Source organism: Roseisolibacter agri (assembly GCF_030159095.1).
GTDB lineage: Bacteria > Gemmatimonadota > Gemmatimonadetes > Gemmatimonadales > Gemmatimonadaceae > Roseisolibacter > Roseisolibacter agri.
In genome coordinates this window covers 677,196-692,563 of sequence record NZ_BRXS01000003.1, presented here as the reverse complement: position 1 = coordinate 692,563, position 15,368 = coordinate 677,196, and the positions used below count along the sequence as shown (strand labels likewise).

9 protein-coding genes are annotated in these 15,368 nt (G+C 77.9%); 3 read left to right on the top strand and 6 right to left on the bottom strand.

The genetic code is table 11. The features are described from left to right. The first annotated feature begins 82 nt into the window (after nt 1–82). Nucleotides 83–1,351 carry an iron-containing redox enzyme family protein gene (locus tag rosag_RS11545; protein WP_284350284.1) on the top strand — a complete coding sequence of 423 codons (1,269 nt, stop codon included), beginning with the start codon at nt 83–85 and terminating at the stop codon, nt 1,349–1,351. Nucleotides 1,352–1,767: 416 nt separating this feature from the next. Here the strand turns inward: rosag_RS11545 and rosag_RS11540 are convergent, their stop codons facing one another. Genes rosag_RS11540 through rosag_RS11525 form a run of 4 tightly spaced genes read right to left on the bottom strand, consistent with a single transcriptional unit; the run spans nt 1,768 to nt 12,240 of the window. Continuing rightward, entirely contained in the window at nt 1,768–7,125 is a 5,358-nt protein-coding gene (locus rosag_RS11540; RefSeq protein WP_284350283.1) for a hypothetical protein, read from the bottom strand. Further along, entirely contained in the window at nt 7,122–8,771 is a 1,650-nt protein-coding gene (locus rosag_RS11535) for a hypothetical protein (RefSeq protein ID WP_284350282.1), read from the bottom strand. The genes rosag_RS11540 and rosag_RS11535 overlap by 4 nt, the downstream gene beginning before the upstream one ends. Next, nucleotides 8,768–11,374: a hypothetical protein gene (locus tag rosag_RS11530; protein WP_284350281.1), complete on the bottom strand. Its 2,607-nt coding sequence runs from the start codon at nt 11,372–11,374 to the stop codon at nt 8,768–8,770. The genes rosag_RS11535 and rosag_RS11530 overlap by 4 nt, the downstream gene beginning before the upstream one ends. A 5-nt stretch (nt 11,375–11,379) precedes the next feature. After that, a complete protein-coding gene (locus rosag_RS11525; RefSeq protein WP_284350280.1) occupies nt 11,380–12,240 on the bottom strand; it encodes a hypothetical protein in 861 nt (286 codons plus the stop codon). 337 nt (nt 12,241–12,577) lie between these two features. On the opposite strand from rosag_RS11525, the gene rosag_RS11520 reads away from it, so the two are divergent. Beyond that, a complete protein-coding gene (locus rosag_RS11520) occupies nt 12,578–12,835 on the top strand; it encodes a hypothetical protein (RefSeq protein WP_284350279.1) in 258 nt (85 codons plus the stop codon). Nucleotides 12,836–12,894: 59 nt separating this feature from the next. Here rosag_RS11520 and rosag_RS11515 read toward each other — a convergent pair whose 3' ends face one another. Next, nucleotides 12,895–13,218 (bottom strand): hypothetical protein, encoded by a 324-nt coding sequence (locus tag rosag_RS11515; protein WP_284350278.1) that lies wholly within the window; start codon nt 13,216–13,218, stop codon nt 12,895–12,897. A 174-nt stretch (nt 13,219–13,392) separates the two neighbouring features. Continuing rightward, nucleotides 13,393–13,830, bottom strand: coding sequence for a CBS domain-containing protein (locus rosag_RS11510; RefSeq protein WP_284350277.1), 438 nt, complete (start codon nt 13,828–13,830; stop codon nt 13,393–13,395). Between the two features lie 281 nt (nt 13,831–14,111). Between rosag_RS11510 and rosag_RS11505 the strand changes: the two genes are divergently transcribed. Continuing rightward, nucleotides 14,112–15,350, top strand: coding sequence for a glycosyltransferase family 4 protein (locus rosag_RS11505; RefSeq protein WP_284350275.1), 1,239 nt, complete (start codon nt 14,112–14,114; stop codon nt 15,348–15,350). Nucleotides 15,351–15,368 lie beyond the last annotated feature (18 nt).

Sequence of the window (15,368 nt, the reverse complement as noted above, 5' to 3'; positions counted from 1 at the left end):
AGGGGGAGCGCGATGCGCGACCGCCGGCTGTCACGCGTCCGCGCCGTCCACCAGCATGCATCGCATGCCTCACGAGCCGTCGATGTCGTCCACCACATCCGATCCGTCCGTCTCACAGGCCCCATCCGCACCCCGCTCCGGCATCGAGCGCCGACGCGCGCTCGCGGACCGTGCGGCCCCCGATCCCGCCGCGCACGTCGAGCTGCCGCGGCTCCTGCTCTCGGACCCCGGGCGCACGGCCCGTGCCGCACACGCCGGGCACGGACTCGCCGAGCGCACGCTGGCGGACGTCGTCGCGCCGTTCTCGTCGCAGGTGGCCGGGCTCCTCTTCGGACCGCCGCTCGACGAGGTGCTCGCCGACCAGCCGTCGTTGGAGGAGGCGATCATCGCCCGCGCGCGGCGGCTGGCGGCGCGCGCGTATCCCGCCGACGTGGTGAGCGACCGCGCGACCGACGCGTATGTCGACCACGCCGCGCGCCACGAGCTGCACCGGGCGCTGCTCGCCTGCTACCAGACGCACGTGCGGCTGCCGCACCACGGCACCGCCACGAACCAGCTCCATCCGCTCACCTGCCGGCTGATGGCGGTGCTGGAGGGCGCGTGGGAGCGCGACCTGCTCGCGCGCGCGCGGCGCACCGCCTCGCGCCTGGGCACCGCGCTCGACGAGACGCTGCCCGAGGATCCGGCGGCCTTCGTGGAGTGGTACAAGCGCGCGGCGTTCACGCACCCGCTCTACGAGCATCCGCTGTACGCGTTCCTCGCGGGCGAGGCCGACCGCGAGCAGCTCGAGCGCTTCCTCCGCCTCGAAGCCGCGGGCGAGGCCGCCTTCGACGATCTCGTCGCGCTCGGCCAGGTCGGCACGCGCGGCGAGGTGAAGATCGAGATGGGGCGCAACTACTGGGACGAGCTGGGGAACGGGAAGAGCCACGCGGTGCACACGCACCTCTTCCATCGCCTCACGGAAGGACTCGGGATCACCGCGCCCGAGGCGCACGAGCTGCCGTGGCCCGTGCTCGCGGGCGCGAACGTGATGCTCTGGAGCTGCATCCCGCGCCGCAACGCGTTCCGCGCCCAGGGGGCGCTGGGCGCCGTCGAGCTGCTCGCGCCGCAGCGCTGCACGCGGCTGGTGACCGGCGCGCTGCGCGTCGGCATCCCGAAGAAGACGATGAGCTACTACGCCGCGCACGCGATCATCGACGTCGGCCACGCGGAGGGGTGGCTCGACCACGTCGTGGGGCCGCAGGTGGCCGCGGTGCCCGCGTCGCGCATCGGGATCGCGGAGGGGCTGATCGCGCGCGCGGACGCGAGCCTCGACTACTTCGACTACGCGATGGGGGCGCTGCGCGCCTAGCGCTGCGGACTGCAGGCTGCGGATCCTGAAGCTGCGAGCTGCGTCAGGGCCGCTCGGGATGTGTCGGTATGTCGGACCTCTTGCCTGTTGGGGGGATGCGGATGCTCCGGATCGGAGCGGATCATTCGGATCGCTCCGCGTTGCGAATGGGACGTCGCCGCCACGCGGGACCATCCGCAGCATCCGCACTCATCCGAAGCATCCGCATCCCCCCATAGGGAAAGGGCTCCCGCCCCGGTCCCTGAAGAGCAGCGGGGATTGAGTTCGGATTGAAGAGCCGGACAAGATCTGATGTGCTCACCGCGTGGCGGCGACGTCCCATGTGCCGCGAGGAGCCTACATCAGATCTTGTCCGCAAAAATCAGATGTCGATCCCCGCTGCTCTTGTCGTTCGGGCCTGGCGCGCGGAGGCAGCGTCAGGATCCGCAGCCCGCCGTCCGCAGCCCCGCCCCATCCCATCCCATGCGCTCGCGCAGCACGGGCGCGACCGCGTCGGCGAACAGGTCGACCGCGGGCAGGCGGCCCGGCGCGCCGCGCTCCATCTCCACCAGCACCGCGCCCACCACCGGGCAGACGCGCCGCGCGCGGGGCGCGTCCGTCGCCGACGCGTCGCGCGCGCGGCCGCCGAAGACGAAGCGCGACACCGGAGTCGCGCCCGACGACACGTCCGCCTCCGCCGTGCCGGTCTTGCCGAACAGCTCCAGCGCGGGCGACGGGAGCGCCTGCCGCGCGCGCGCGCCCGTGCCGCCCTGCACCACGCCGCGCATCCCCTCCAGCACCGCGGCGCGCCCGCTGCCGAACGGCAGCGCGCGGGCGCGCGGCACCGCGATCAGGGAGTCGCCGACGCGGCGCACGAGCCGCAGCTCGGTCGCGTGGCCGGTCATCAGCCGCCCCATCGCGCGCGCGAGCGCGGCGTTGCTCCACAGGTGCTCGCCCTCGCCCGTGAGGAAGCCGACGAGGTAGCGCAGCGTGTCGTAGCGCGCCGACGCGAGCGGCAGCTGCACGAGCTCCGGCGACACGCGCTGCCACGGCCCGTTGAGCGGGCCGAGGAGCCCGCGCCGGCGCATCCCCGCCCAGAGCGTGGTGTCGAAGCCGTCGGCGGGGCGCGCGACGGTGCGCGCGTCGAACAGCGCGTCCATGTTGCGCGCGAGCGGCGACGCGGCGCGTGCGGCGCCACCGTCGCGCGTGGCGAGCCGCGGCCGCGCACGCACCGCGCGCCCCTCGATGCGGAACTCGGCCCCTACCGGCGCGCGGCCGTCCAGGCGCGGCAGCGGCGCCTCCGCGCCCTGCTCCGCCGCGAGGCCGAGCAGGCCGAGCGTGACCGCGTAGAGGTTGTTGGAGCCGGGGAGTGCGCAGTCCCAGCGGATGGGCGCGCGGCAGCCGTGCAGCGCCGACGCAAACGGGATCCCAGTCGCCACGGGCCAGCCCGCGGCCGCGGTGAACGTCTCGCCCGGATGGTCCACCTCGAGCGTGCGCAGCTTCGGGTAGCGCGCGAACACCGCGGCCGCGATGAACGGCTTCACGGTGGACGCGCCGCGCATCGCGCGCAGGTTCGCGTCGAGCGGCTGGTAGCCGCGCGGACGGAAGCCCGGCCGCTCCCACGACGCCAGCGCCAGGACGTCACCCGTGTTGGGATCGACGAGCGTCACCGCGCACTGCCGCAGCCTGCCGCCCGCCGCGACCGCGCAGCGATCGGCGACGCGCGCCTGCAGCTCGCGCGACAGCGTGGCGTCGAGCGTCAGCTCCACGCGTGCGCTGGTGGGCGTGATCGCGGCCTCCGCCTCGTCGGCACCGGGCGCGCGCAGCGAGCGCGCGAACGCGGAGTCCAATGCGGCGAGGAAGGGCGGCGTGCCGACCGGCGAGACGCGCGACACGTCGCCGTTGCGCCAGCGCGCGTAGCCGTACGCGCCGCGCGGCGCCGCGTCGGCCAGCAGCGTCGCGGCCCCGTCGAAGTCGACCACGTCGCCGGCGACCAGCGGGCGCTCGCCCGACGTGGTGTCGCTGCCCCCGCGCGCGATGCGCGCCCCGCCGTCGGCCTGCGCCAGCACGAGGCCGCGCCGCGCGTCCGCCAGGCGCGCGCGCACGCGCGCGCCGGCGCCGCACTGCACCGTCACCGCGCGCGCCGCGACGGTGCCCGTGTCGCCGCAGGCGACCACCGTCTCGGGTGCGTCGGGATCGAAGCGGATGACCAGTCGCGAGCCGACGAGCAGCCGCTCGGTGCCGCCGCCGCCCGCCAGCGCGCCGCGCCACGTCTCGCCCGCGAGCGGCGACGCCACGCGGCACCCCTGGTCGGACACGCGCACCGTCGACGAGTCGGCGCGCGCGAGCCACGCGCCGCGATCCAGGCAGTGCGCGCGCCGCTCGCCGCGGCCGGCCGCGAAGGCGTTGCCGCGCGCCACCAGCTCGCGCAGGAACGCGCCCTCCGTGAACCCCGGCTTGCCGAGCGCGGTGGGCGCGACGGCGAGCGTGTCGCCGTCCACGCGCACGTCGCCGCGCGCGACCACCGCGCGCAGCGCATCGCCCATCGCGTCGAGCGTGAACGGGCCGGGCGCCTCGTGCGTCGCGCGCCAGGCGGCCGCGCCGACGACCATCGTCAGCGCGACGGCGACGCCGGCGCTGGCCAGCAGCGCGCGCCGCACGCGGCGCAGCGCGCCCTCGCTGGCGCGCGTCTCGAGGTAGTCGCGCGGCGCGTCGTCGGCCGCGGTGGGGAGCGCGGCCAGCGCGAGCGCCACCAGCCACGCGACGAACGCCGCGTCCGCGCCCGAGCGCAGCCCGAGCCCTGGCAGGTTCTGCCCGGTGAGCGGGAGCAGCGATGCGTTGGCCGCCGCCATGTACAGCGCGGGCATCAGCACGTACGCCGCCAGCCCGCCCAGCAGGATCGCGCGGTGCACGGTGCTGTAGCGCCGCGTCGCGTGCGCCGCGGCCAGCAGCAGCGTGCCCGCGAGCGCGAGGTACGTCAGCAGCAGCGCCAGCGCGCCCGCGAAGCCGTGCTCCGCGAGGATCCAGAGCGCGAAGACGTTGTCGGTGAGCGCGACGTCGGGCGCGATGGCGCGCGGCACGTACGGGATGCCGTACAGCCCGCGCCCCCACGTCCCGCCGAGCGCGGCGTACGCGCGCATCCCCCAGTCCTGCTGCAGCGTGCTGACGATCTCGCGCGCCTCGGCCGGCGACGCGACCAGCGCCTGCGCCTGCAGCGCGGCGGGCGCCTGCACGGCGGCGTAGCGCATCTGCGGCGTCGCGAGCCGCGTGTCGGGATGCGGCAGCGTGCGCAGCGGCGCGTGCAGCGCGAAGCCGATCACCAGCAGGACGCTCGCGAGCATCGCCAGCGCGCCCGCCAGCCGCCGCCCGCCGAGCGTCGCGGCGCCGAACACCACGGTCGTCAGCACGGCGGTGAAGAGCAGCAGCACGAGCCCGCGGTCGGCCGCGAGGTAGCCGCCGTACACGCTGAGCGCGGCGAGCACGATCCACCACCCGAGCGTGCGCGGCGACGGCGACGCCAGCGCCCGCGCCCGCGTCTCGGCGTACCACAGCACGGTCACGACGCGCACCACCAGCAGCAGCCCCGCGCAGGCGATCGCGAAGCCGAGCGTGATCCCGAGGCGGCTCACCGACACGGCGGAGGACACGAGCAGCAGCACCGCCGGCAGCAGCACGAAGCCGAGCGGCGGCAGCACGTCGCGGGCGCGATAGGGCCACGCGCGCAGCGCGCGCACGCGCGGCAGCAGCGCGGCGATGCCGGCGCCGCCCGCGAGCGCGGCGCCGAGCACCGTCGCGCCGAGCAGCGCGCCGATCCCGGACGTGGGGCGCAGCAGCAGCGTCGCGAGCAGGCCGAGCGCGGCGCCGACCCCCGCCGCGATCCCGGCAATGCGCGCGGCACGCGCGGGCGCCAGCCGCGGGCGCAGCTCCGCGCGCTCGCGCACGAACAGGTGCACCCAGGCCACCGCGCCCGCGTACGCCACCAGGCTGACGAGCGTCGACACGCCGCGCGGCGACAGCGCCAGCGCGACGTAGAGCGCCACCAGCACGAGCAGCGCGAGCACGCTGCGCGCGAGGTGCCGGCGGCCGAAGCCGAAGTCCGAATGCGGCGCCAGGAAGCCGAGCGGCGCGCCGCGCGCCGCGTCCTGCGCCAGCGCGGGCACCAGCACGCGGTGCAGCGCCGCGAGCCCCACGCTGCCCACGAGCGGGACGAGGATCGCGAACGCCGCGCGGTCCGCGCCGCCGGCGCCCGCCCACACCGCGAGCGCGGTCCCGATCACGACCAGCAGCGCGGCGCCGGGGACGAGCCACGCGCGCGCCTGCGCGCGCGCCGCCGCCCCGCCCGCGCGCACGCCGTCGCGCAGCGCCGCCCATGCGGGCGCGAGCCGTGGCCCGAGGCCCGGCAGCGACCGCCAGCGCGCCAGCAGCCACGCCAGCACCGGCAGCGCGGCCAGCAGCACGACGGTCGTCGGCACCGCCTCCTCGCTGAACGGCGCCGCGCGCGACACGCGCACCGCGAGCACCACGCGCGCGCACAGCAGCGTGTACGCCGCGCCGACGACGGCCACGCGCAGCGCGCGCGCGTCGCGGTCCCCACGCGCCGCATCGACCGCCAGCAGCAGCGCGCCGAGCAGCCAGAACGCGGTCAGCAGCGGCAGCGGGTTCGCGGCGGCGTCGGCGGGCGAGACGCGCAGGAGATGTCCGCGCTCGGTCGCCGCGGCGCCGGTGCCGGGGATCAGCTGGTCGACGCGCGGCGCGACGGCGCGCGTGCGGCCGTCGGCATGCCACTCCCAGGAACGGCCGGTCCATGCGAGCGCGCCGTCGTACGCGCCGCGGCGCCCGGCTCCCAGCGGCGCCTCCACGCCCAGCGCGAGGCGCCCGAGCGTGCCGGGCTGCCGCTCGGCGCCGTCGCTCGCGCCGCTCACGCGCCACACCGCGCGCGTGCCGCCGCGCGCGACGAGCGGCCACGCGGCGGGCGCGAGCCGTCGGCCGAACAGCACGCGCAGGCGGTTGTCGGCGCGGTCGATCTCGAGTCGCGCGACCGTCGCCGATGCGGCGAGGCCGACCTGCACCGTCACGGGCGCGGCGGCGCGCGCGACGAACGGCACCGCGACGCCGTCGACGGTGGCGCGCGCGTGCGGGCTGGCCGCCAGCCACGCGTCGCCGTCGTGCAGGAAGAGGGTGAGCGGCGCCCGCGCCAGCAGCGGCGCGCCCAGCGACGCGACGTGCACGCCGCGCGCGGTGACCGGCATCGTGATCGTGCGCTCGCGGTCGCCCGCGCGCACGCGCCAGACGCGCGTGCCGCACGCGCGGTCCATCCCCAGCAGGCAGGTGAGCGGCCAGCGCGGCGTCGTGCTCGTGATGACCACGGTCTGCCTGCCGACACCCAATCGAATCTCGGCCGAACGCCCCAGCGGGAGCGCGTTGACCGGCGCGCCGTTCGCGAGCACGGGCGCCGCCGCGGTGTCGACGCGCAGCGCGAGCGTGCCGCCGCTCACGTCGTAGGCGGCGCGCAGCGCGACCGCGCGCTCGTCGGGCGCGGGAAGGCGGACGTCGGCGGTGGGGGCGCTGCCCAGCCGCAGCGTGTCGAGGAGCGGCGCGTACTGGCCCGCCAGCTGCGCGCGGAAGGCCGCGTCGTCGCGCGGCGCGCGTCCCGCGACCAGCCACGCGAGGGCCAGCGGCACGAGCGCGGCGCACAGGCTCCAGCACCACGCGACGCGCGGACCCGCGCGCCGGGCAGCCAGCGCCGCGAGCGCGGCGGCGAGCAGCGCGCCGAGCAGCGCGAGCGCGAGCATCATGGCGAGTAGGGCGGAGGGGTGCGCGGCTCGGGAACGGTGATCGTGTCGAAGCGGAGCGCGCCACCGCGCCGCGCCTCGCTCTCCTCGCGCAGCGCGCGCAGCAGCGAGTCGACGTCGATGGGCGGCTCGGGCGCGTCGGGCTCGACGTCGCCGTCGCTGCGGTCGGGCGGGTTCGCGAGCAGCGCGTTCGGGTCGTAGCCGATGCCGCCGCGATCCGGCTGCAGCTCCGGCATCACGGGCGCGCGGACGCCGCGGACGGCGGCGGGCGGCGCGTCGGGCGGCTGCCAGCGCTGGCTCGCCGCGAGGATCGCCGCGCGGCCGGCCCACGCGCCCGCGCCCATCGCGCCGAGCGCCAGCGCCGCGCCCACCGCGGCACGCACCACGCGCGCGCGGAGCGGATCGATCGGCAGCTCGGGCGTCTCGCCGTCGTCGCCGACCACGTCGTCGCGGGTCACGTCGTCGGCGACCGGTGCGGGGGCGTCGGTCACCACGGGCGGTGCGTCGCGCAGCGCGTCGCGCGAGACGGCGGGCATCGCCATCGTCGGCGCGGCGTGCGCATCGACCGCCGGCATCGCCGGCGGCGTGTACATCGGCGTCCGCGCGAACACCGCGTCGTCGCGCGGCGCGTCCACGCGCGGCGCGTCCACGCGCGGCGCATCACCCGTGGGCACCTGGCCCGCGCTCGCGAAGCGCGCGGCGAGCGACGCCAGCATGCCGCGCGCGCCGCCGTTCGTCGCGGCAGTCGGACGCGCCGACGGCACCTCGATCGTCGAGAACACGTCGCTTGGCGGCACCACCGGACGCTCCGGCGCGCGGGGCGTGGAGGACTCCGGACGCACGTCAGGCGCGTGCGACGCGCCGATCTCCGCCGCGAACCACGACAGCGTCGGCAGCAATCCCACCGGTCGCACGCGGCCCGGCTCCGTCCCCGCCGACGAGATCGCGAAGCACTTCAGCCGCGGGCACGCCGCCTCGAACCACGTGAACGTCGTCGGGCCGAGGTGCGCGAGCAGCGCCGCGCGCGGATCGGCGAGCGCCGCCTCGCGCCGGTCGGGCGGCAGCGCGTCCACCTTGCTGAGGCAGAGGCCGACCGGGATGCCGAGCTGCGGTCCGCCCGCGGCCTCCAGCAGCGCGACCAGGTGCCGCAGCACCACCAGCCGGTCGAGCGTCGACGGCGCGCCGTCGGGCGCGGCGCTGAACAGCCAGAGCAGCCCGCCGCCGTGCGCCACGCGCGCGAACAGCGAGCGTCCGTGCTCGGTGAGCCCGAGCTCCGTGCGTGTGGAGTACTCGCCCGCCGGATCGACGATCGACAGCCGCAGCGAGTCGCCCGTGGGCGCGCCGCGGCGGTACTGCCGCAGCAGGAACTCGAGCGGACGGTAGCCGTCCTTGCGCACGTCGGTCTTCGCCACCGCGCGGTCGAGCAGCTGCTCGTTCGCGTCCAGCAGCTGCTCCTGCGTGTACGCGTCGCGGCAGTCCTTCGGATGCGCTTCCCAGCGATCGGGCTCGCGGCTCTTGGACGTCGCGTAGAGCGCGCCGAGCAGGCCCGTCTTGCCGGCGGCGGGCGCGCCCCACAGGTGCAGCGTCTCGCGCGACGGCGCGGCCTGCGCGAAGGGCTCGGTCGCGGCGGTGACGCCGTGCGTGGTCATGCGCCCTCCCGCGGCCGTGCGCCGCCGCGTGCCTCCCACCACGTGCGCAGCGTGCGTCGCAGCCGCGCCAGCGCCGGCTCCGCGGGCACGCCCAGGTACACGCGCAGCAGCATCGTGTCGGCGGCGCGCACGGGGCCCGCGCCCGCGCGCAGCAGCGCGCACAGCTCCGCGTACGCGCGCTCGTCGCGCGCGCGCTCCACCTCGCCCACCGCGGCGGCCAGGCGGCGCAGGCGCAGCGCGTCGCGCAGCGCGGGCGGCACGCGGCCGGCCACGCGCTGCGCCAGCGCGGCGGCGCGCGCGCCGTCCACCAGCGTGCCCAGCGCCGCCAGCGCCAGCTCCAGCGCGGCCACGCCACGCTCGGCCGGGGCGCCGGCCAGCGGGCCTCCCGCCGCGAACGCCTGCGCGAACGCGTCGCCCAGCGCGTCGCCGAGCCGCTGCAGCGCCGCGTCGTCCAGCGTCACGCCCGCGGATGCGGCGGCGGCGCACGCCTCGGCGAACGTGCCGGCGCGCGGCGCGCCGTCGGGACCCGGGCGCGTCGCGGCGAGCAGCGCGCGCAGCGCCAGCTCGTGGCGGCCGTCGCCGTCGGTGCGCGCCAGCAGCGCGGCCCACGCGGAGGCGAGCGCGCCGTCGGCGGGCGGGCCGTCGGGGAGCGCGGCGCGCAGCAGCGCGCCCACGCGCGCCGGTGCGTCGGCGCCGCCCACGTGCTCCGCGTGCGCGGCGTCGATCAGCCGCGCGGCGGCGTCCAGCGCGCGCGGCGCGTCGGCGCTGCGCGGCGCGGCCAGCGCGTCGGCCACCAGCGCCGCGACCCACGCGTCGAGCTCGCGCGCGCGCGCGGCCGCGTCGGGCACGGCGCGCAACGCGAGCAGCACCGCAGGCACGGCGTCGGCGCGCGCGACCTCGGTGGCCGGCAGCGCGTCGGCGTCCGGGACGCCCAGCAGCGTCGCGAACGCGCGCGCCTCGCCCGCGGGCGGCGCGACGCGCCACAGCCCGCGCAGCGCGGACGCGGCGCGCGCCGCCGTCTCCAGCGTCGTCGCGTCGGTGGCCATCGTGCCGAACGCGCGCCGCACGCCCGCGAGCCCGAGATGCGCCGCGCGTCGCCGCACCGCGGGCGGCAGCGAGGGCGCGACGTCGGCCAGCGCGTGCGCGACGTACGCCGCCGACGCGTCCGCGCCGCCACTGAGCGCGGCCAGCAGCGTGCGCGTGCGCGGCGGCGCGGCGGCGGCCGCGCTGGCGCCGAGTCGCGCGTCGAGCCAGGCCCAGTCGGCGTCGGGCGACGCCCACGCCACCACGCCGCCGACGTCGTCGTGCCACGCGGCGATCGCGGCCAGCACCGCGCGCAGCGGCGCGGCGTCGCCCTCCGACACGTGCGCCGTCGGCACGCGGCGCAGCACGGCCTGCAGCCGCGGCGTCCCCGCCGGCGGCGGCTCCAGCCGCGCCAGCTCGGCCAGCGCGCCCGCGACCGTGTGCGCGACCGCACTCTCGTCGTGCTGCGCGAGCAGCTCGGCGACGCCGGTGGCCAGCGCGTCCGGCGACAGCGCGAGCAGCGACGCCGCGGCCGCCGCCCGCTCGGCCGGCGCGTCGGAGGCGACCAGTCGCAGCGCGTCGGACGCGGCACCGCGCTGCACCGCGGCGTCGAGCGCGGCGAGACGGAGCAGGCGCTCCACCTCCGCGCCGAGCGCGCGTGCGTCGAACGGCGCGCCACCGGCCGCGGCGCGCGCGGCGACCTGCGCGTAGCGCGCGTGCGCGGCGTGCAGCAGCCCGGGCGCGGCATCGTCGCTCCCCTCGGGCGCCGGCGCGAGCGCGAGCAGCGCGTCGGCCAGCGCCAGCGCGCGCGGCGGCAGCTGCGACTCCTGCTCGGGCAGGCGCACGCTCCACGGCACCTCCGCCAGCACCGCGGTGAGGCGCGGCGCGACCGTGAGGCGCGGCGCGAGGCGCGGCGGCTGCACGGCGAGCGTCTGCAGCGTCAGCGCGCCGCGCAGCGGCACCGGCAGCAGCAGCACGAGCGCCTGCAGCAGCGGCAGCGCGGGCGCGTCGCCGGTCCACAGCACGCGGTCGCCCGCCAGCAGCGCGGCGAGCAGCGGCCGCAGCAGCGCGGCATCGGGACGCGCGCGCGCGGTGGCGATCAGGCGCGCCTCCGCGGCCTCGGTCATCGGGCGCAGCGCGGGCACGTCGAGCGCGCCCTCCGCCTCGGGGCGGCGACCGCGGCGCGCGCGCGGCAGGCAGCGGAACGGATCGTGGCGCAGCGCGGCCATCGCCGCGTCGTCCATCACGACGACGTCGGTCACCAGCACGCCGCGCCCGTGCGAGTCGCGGCGCGCGTCGGTGAACGCGCGCGCGCACAGCCAGCCGAGCGCGGGATCGTGCAGCACGGCGACGGCGTCGTCGACGTCGAAGGCGGGATTGCCGATCGCGACCGCGGTCGCCACCGCGTCGGCCTGCGCGGCGCCGAGCGTGGGCGTGTGCGCGACCAGGCCGTAGGCGTCGTCGACGAGGCCCCAGATGGCGCGCGCACGCGCGTGCACGACGGCCGCGGCCTCGTCACCGCTGTTGCCGTTCTCGGGCGGCTCGTACGACGGGTGGTGCGGATCGAGGCGCGTCGCCATGTCGCTCACCGCCCCGCGAACGCGCGCGACTGGTCCAGCAGCCACGCGATCGGATGCGCCGCCAGCTCGGGGCGCGGGTCGATCGCGCCACGCTCGCGCACGCCGGTCGCGCTCATCGGCAGCACCTCCCAGTTCGTGAGCCACTTCTCCAGCAGCTGCGCGCTGTCGCCGAACAGCTCGCGCAGGAGCTGCACGCGGTCGCCCTCGCGCAGCGCCGGATGCTCGTCGAGGTGGCTGAGGCAGATCGCGACCGGGATCGTCAGCCGGTTGTCGCCGGCCAGCACGTCGCGCGCGTCGCCCGCGAGCGTGCCCGCCGCGCGCGCGCGCTGCATCGCGAAGGTGAGCTTGCCGAGCGTCTTGAGGAAGAAGCGCTCGTAGAAGCGCTCGCGCCCTTCCGGCGGATCGAAGCCCGGATCGAGCACCAGCAGCAGCCCGCGCGCGCCGACCATCTGCTGCACGATCGCGTCGGGGATCTCGCCCGTGTACGTCTCGCCCGGCACGTCCCAGAATCGGAGCGTCGCCTCGGGGTGCGCGGCGGCCGGCTTGCGCGCGAACAGCCCCGCGCGCGCGGGCGGCAGCGAGTAGAGGCGGAACGACAGCGCCTGCGGCTCGGGGTGCAGCGACTTGGGGCTCGCGGCGCCCTCGCGCCAGCGCTCCACGCGCTCGACGACCCACTCGGCCGTCACGCCGTCGGCGGGGAGCACGCACCAGCGGCGCGCCTGCTCGTCGAGGCTCTCGTTGTAGTAGACGAGCGTCGCGAGGTAGGTCGACTTCCCGGAGCCCGGCGGCCCCCAGAGGACGATGCTGCTGTCGCTGTTCCGGTCGGTGGCCGACGCGTCGGCGTCGGAGAGGGCGCGATCGGCCATGGTGCTTCTCTGGTGCGGCTGTGCGGGAGACACCGGCGACGTCCGGCGGCGTGGGCCGTCGCGTGACACACCTACGGGGGCGTCGCGGGCATGGTGTCAAACCAACACGCCACGGCTCCGGGGCCCTCCGCGCCCGTCCGGCCCGGGCCGTGCGGGGGGGGCGAGCCGGCGCGACCCGCGCCTGGGTGCCGGCGACGACGCGACGGGCCCGTCCGCTCCATCCCCTCCGCATCCCGGGCCGCACGCGCGTCGCCGCGTGACGCATCGCACGAGGGGGACTCGCGGACGGCTCCGGCCGGCCCCACACTTCCCGCATCCGACCGCGGAGGCAAGGGACGTGTCGTTCGTTCTCGCCCTGCTCGCAGGGCTCGCCGTCTTCCTCGTGTGCACGTGGAGCGGGCAGACGCTGGCCCTCCACCACCAGGACAAGCACGAAGTCGCCGCGGTGATCGCCATCGGCGCGTGCGTCCTCGGCACCCTGGCCCTGAGCCGCAACCTGCTGGAGCTGGACGGGGCGGTCCCGATGCTCGCCCTCGCCATCGCGGCCGGCGGCGGGCTCTTCGTCGGCTACGACCGCGCGGACCGAACACGCTGACCGGGCGCGGCCGCGCCGTCCCGCGTCGCTCCCGCCTTCAGGGCCGGATCAGCCCCGCGTCAGCCCCGCGTCGACCACCAGACCAGCCCCGCGAGCACGGCCAGCACGGCCACAGTCGCGGGGAGCATGTACGGCCGGCGCGCGTCGCGCGCCGGGTCGGTCATGCCGCACCGGCAGGTGCGGGTGAACACCCACACGTGCCGCCCGCACAGCCGGCACGGCGCCGACGGCCAGCGGACGCCCGACGCCCCGCTCCCGGCCGCGCCGTCGGCCGGGCTCTCGGGCTGCGCGCGCAGGCCCGTGATGTTGGTGATGCGTTCGGGGCGGTCGAGGTCGGCCATCGGAAGGGCACCGCGCCGCGCGGAGACCGCGGCGTCGGCCATGGGACGGGGCGTGGGAACGGCGCCCGGAGCGCAGGAGATGCCCGGGCGTCCGTGACAGGACGCGCATACTGTGCTCGAGGGCACGCGGCACGGCCGCAGCCGCGGACGTCCACGCGCGACGGCCCGGCGATCGACGGGATCGCCGGGCCGCCATACCCCCCCTTCCGGCGCGCGTCAGCGCACGGAGTACACGTAGCTCTCCAGCTGCTGGATCGTGTCCTGCCGCTCGGCCACCGTGTAGGCCAGGACGTCGCCCGAGCTCACCAGCCCGGCGAGCCCCGTCGGACCCAGCACCGGCAGGTGGCGGATCCGGCGCTCCGTCATCGTCGCCTGACACTCCTCCAGCGCCGTCTCGGGCAGGACCGTCAGCACCGGCGCCGTCATCACGTCGCGCACGAGCGTCTGGGCGGGATCGAGGCGGACCGCCACCACGCGCCGCAGCACGTCGCGCTCGGTGAAGATGCCGGCGAGCCGCCCCTCGTCGTCCAGCACCACCACGCCGCCGATCCCACGCTCCACCATCAGCGTGCTGGCGTCGAGGACCGTGGTCGTGCCGGTGACGGTGACGAGCGCGCCCCCCTTGCGGGCGAGCAGATCGCGAACGCAGGCCATGGACGCATCCTCCGGGTCGGGGCGGGGACGGACGACGGCGATCCCGCCCCGCGGGGGATCGGCGCACGACGCAACGTGGACTCGGCACGAGCGATATGGTCGCGGCTGGCGAACATACGGCCGGGACGCGGGCCCGCCAGGCTCGGCGGGGCGGGCGGCCGGAACCCGCCCGCCGGGCGCACGTAGGGTGCTCGGGCCCGCCTGCCGCGAGTTCGGCACGCGAGTTGTCTGGGTCGAGCGGGGCGCCCTCGGCCCTGCGCCCGTCTCCAACCGATCGCCCCGTGATCCGTCGTCCACCCGACTCCCTGCGCATCGCGCTGGTGTGCGACTGGTACGCCCCGCGCGTCGGGGGCATCGAGACCCACGTGGGCGCGCTGGCGCAGCAGCTGGCCGCGGCCGGCCACGCCGTGGACGCGCTCACCGCCACGCCGCACGCCTGCCGCGGCGCGGGGGCGGCCGCCGCCGTGGGCGTCGTGCGGCTCGACGTGCCGCTCCTGCCCGGAGTCGAGGTCACGCCCGCGCTCGGGCGCGCCGCCCGCGCGCTGCGGGCGGCGCTGCGCGACGGCGCGTACGACCTCGTGCACTGCCACGTCAGCGTCTTCGCGCCGCTGGCCATGCTCGCCGCGCGCGAGGCCGGCGCGCTCGGCATCCCCTGCGTGGTGACGCATCACTCGGTCCTCGGCGGCGCCACGCGCGCGTTCGCCGCGGCCGACCGCGTGCTCGGCTGGTCGCGCTGGGGGGCGCTGCACACGGCCGTCAGCCCCCGCGTGGCGGCCGAGGTGCAGGCGGCGGCGCCGGCGCTCGACGTGCGCGTGCTGCCGAACGCCATCCACCCCGACCGCTGGCGCACGGTGCGCGGCCGCGGCCGCGTGGACGACGAGGTGCGCGTCGTCTCCGCGATGCGGCTGGCGCGCCGCAAGCGCCCGCTCGCCCTGATCGAGGCGGTGGCCGCGGTGGTCGCGGCGCTCCCGCCCGGGCGCCGGCTGCGCGTCCGCATCGCGGGCGACGGCCCGCAGCGCCCCGCGGTCGAGCGCGCGGTGCGGCGCGCCGGGCTGCAGGAGGTCGTGACGCTGGCGGGGTGGCAGTCGCCCGCGCGGCTGCGCGCGCTCTACGCCGACGCCGACGCGTTCGTCCTGCCGTCGCTGCTGGAGTCGTTCGGGCTGGCGGCGCTCGAGGCGCGCTGCGCGGGGCTGCCGGTGCTCGCGATGCGCGACGCGGGGCCGGCGGGCTTCGTGCGGCACGAGGTGGAGGGGCTGCTGGCCGCGGACGACGCGGACCTCGCCGCGCAGCTGCTGCGCCTGGTGACCGACGACCGGCTGCGCACCGCGATCGCCCGCCACAACCGCGCGACGCGCCCGGCGGAGACGTGGGACGCGGTGCTGGCGGAGCACGAGGCGGTGTACGCGGCGGCGTCCGCGGCGGTGCGTGCGGGGCTGGGTGCGCCGGTGCGCGCCCCGCTGCTTCGCGGTCCGTTTTCTGCCCTGCAGGCGGGCCCGGCGCGCGCTCGCGTGCGCCGCTGAGGCGGCCGACGCTCGACC

What these genes read in the sequence shown, in the direction of transcription:
- rosag_RS11545 (WP_284350284.1), top strand. Translation starts at nt 83, where the DNA reads ATGTCGTCCACCACATCCGATCCGTCCGTCTCACAGGCCCCATCCGCA.
- rosag_RS11540 (WP_284350283.1), bottom strand. Translation starts at nt 7,125, where the DNA reads ATGATGCTCGCGCTCGCGCTGCTCGGCGCGCTGCTCGCCGCCGCGCTC.
- rosag_RS11535 (WP_284350282.1), bottom strand. Translation starts at nt 8,771, where the DNA reads ATGACCACGCACGGCGTCACCGCCGCGACCGAGCCCTTCGCGCAGGCC.
- rosag_RS11530 (WP_284350281.1), bottom strand. Translation starts at nt 11,374, where the DNA reads ATGGCGACGCGCCTCGATCCGCACCACCCGTCGTACGAGCCGCCCGAG.
- rosag_RS11525 (WP_284350280.1), bottom strand. Translation starts at nt 12,240, where the DNA reads ATGGCCGATCGCGCCCTCTCCGACGCCGACGCGTCGGCCACCGACCGG.
- rosag_RS11515 (WP_284350278.1), bottom strand. Translation starts at nt 13,218, where the DNA reads ATGGCCGACGCCGCGGTCTCCGCGCGGCGCGGTGCCCTTCCGATGGCC.
- rosag_RS11510 (WP_284350277.1), bottom strand. Translation starts at nt 13,830, where the DNA reads ATGGCCTGCGTTCGCGATCTGCTCGCCCGCAAGGGGGGCGCGCTCGTC.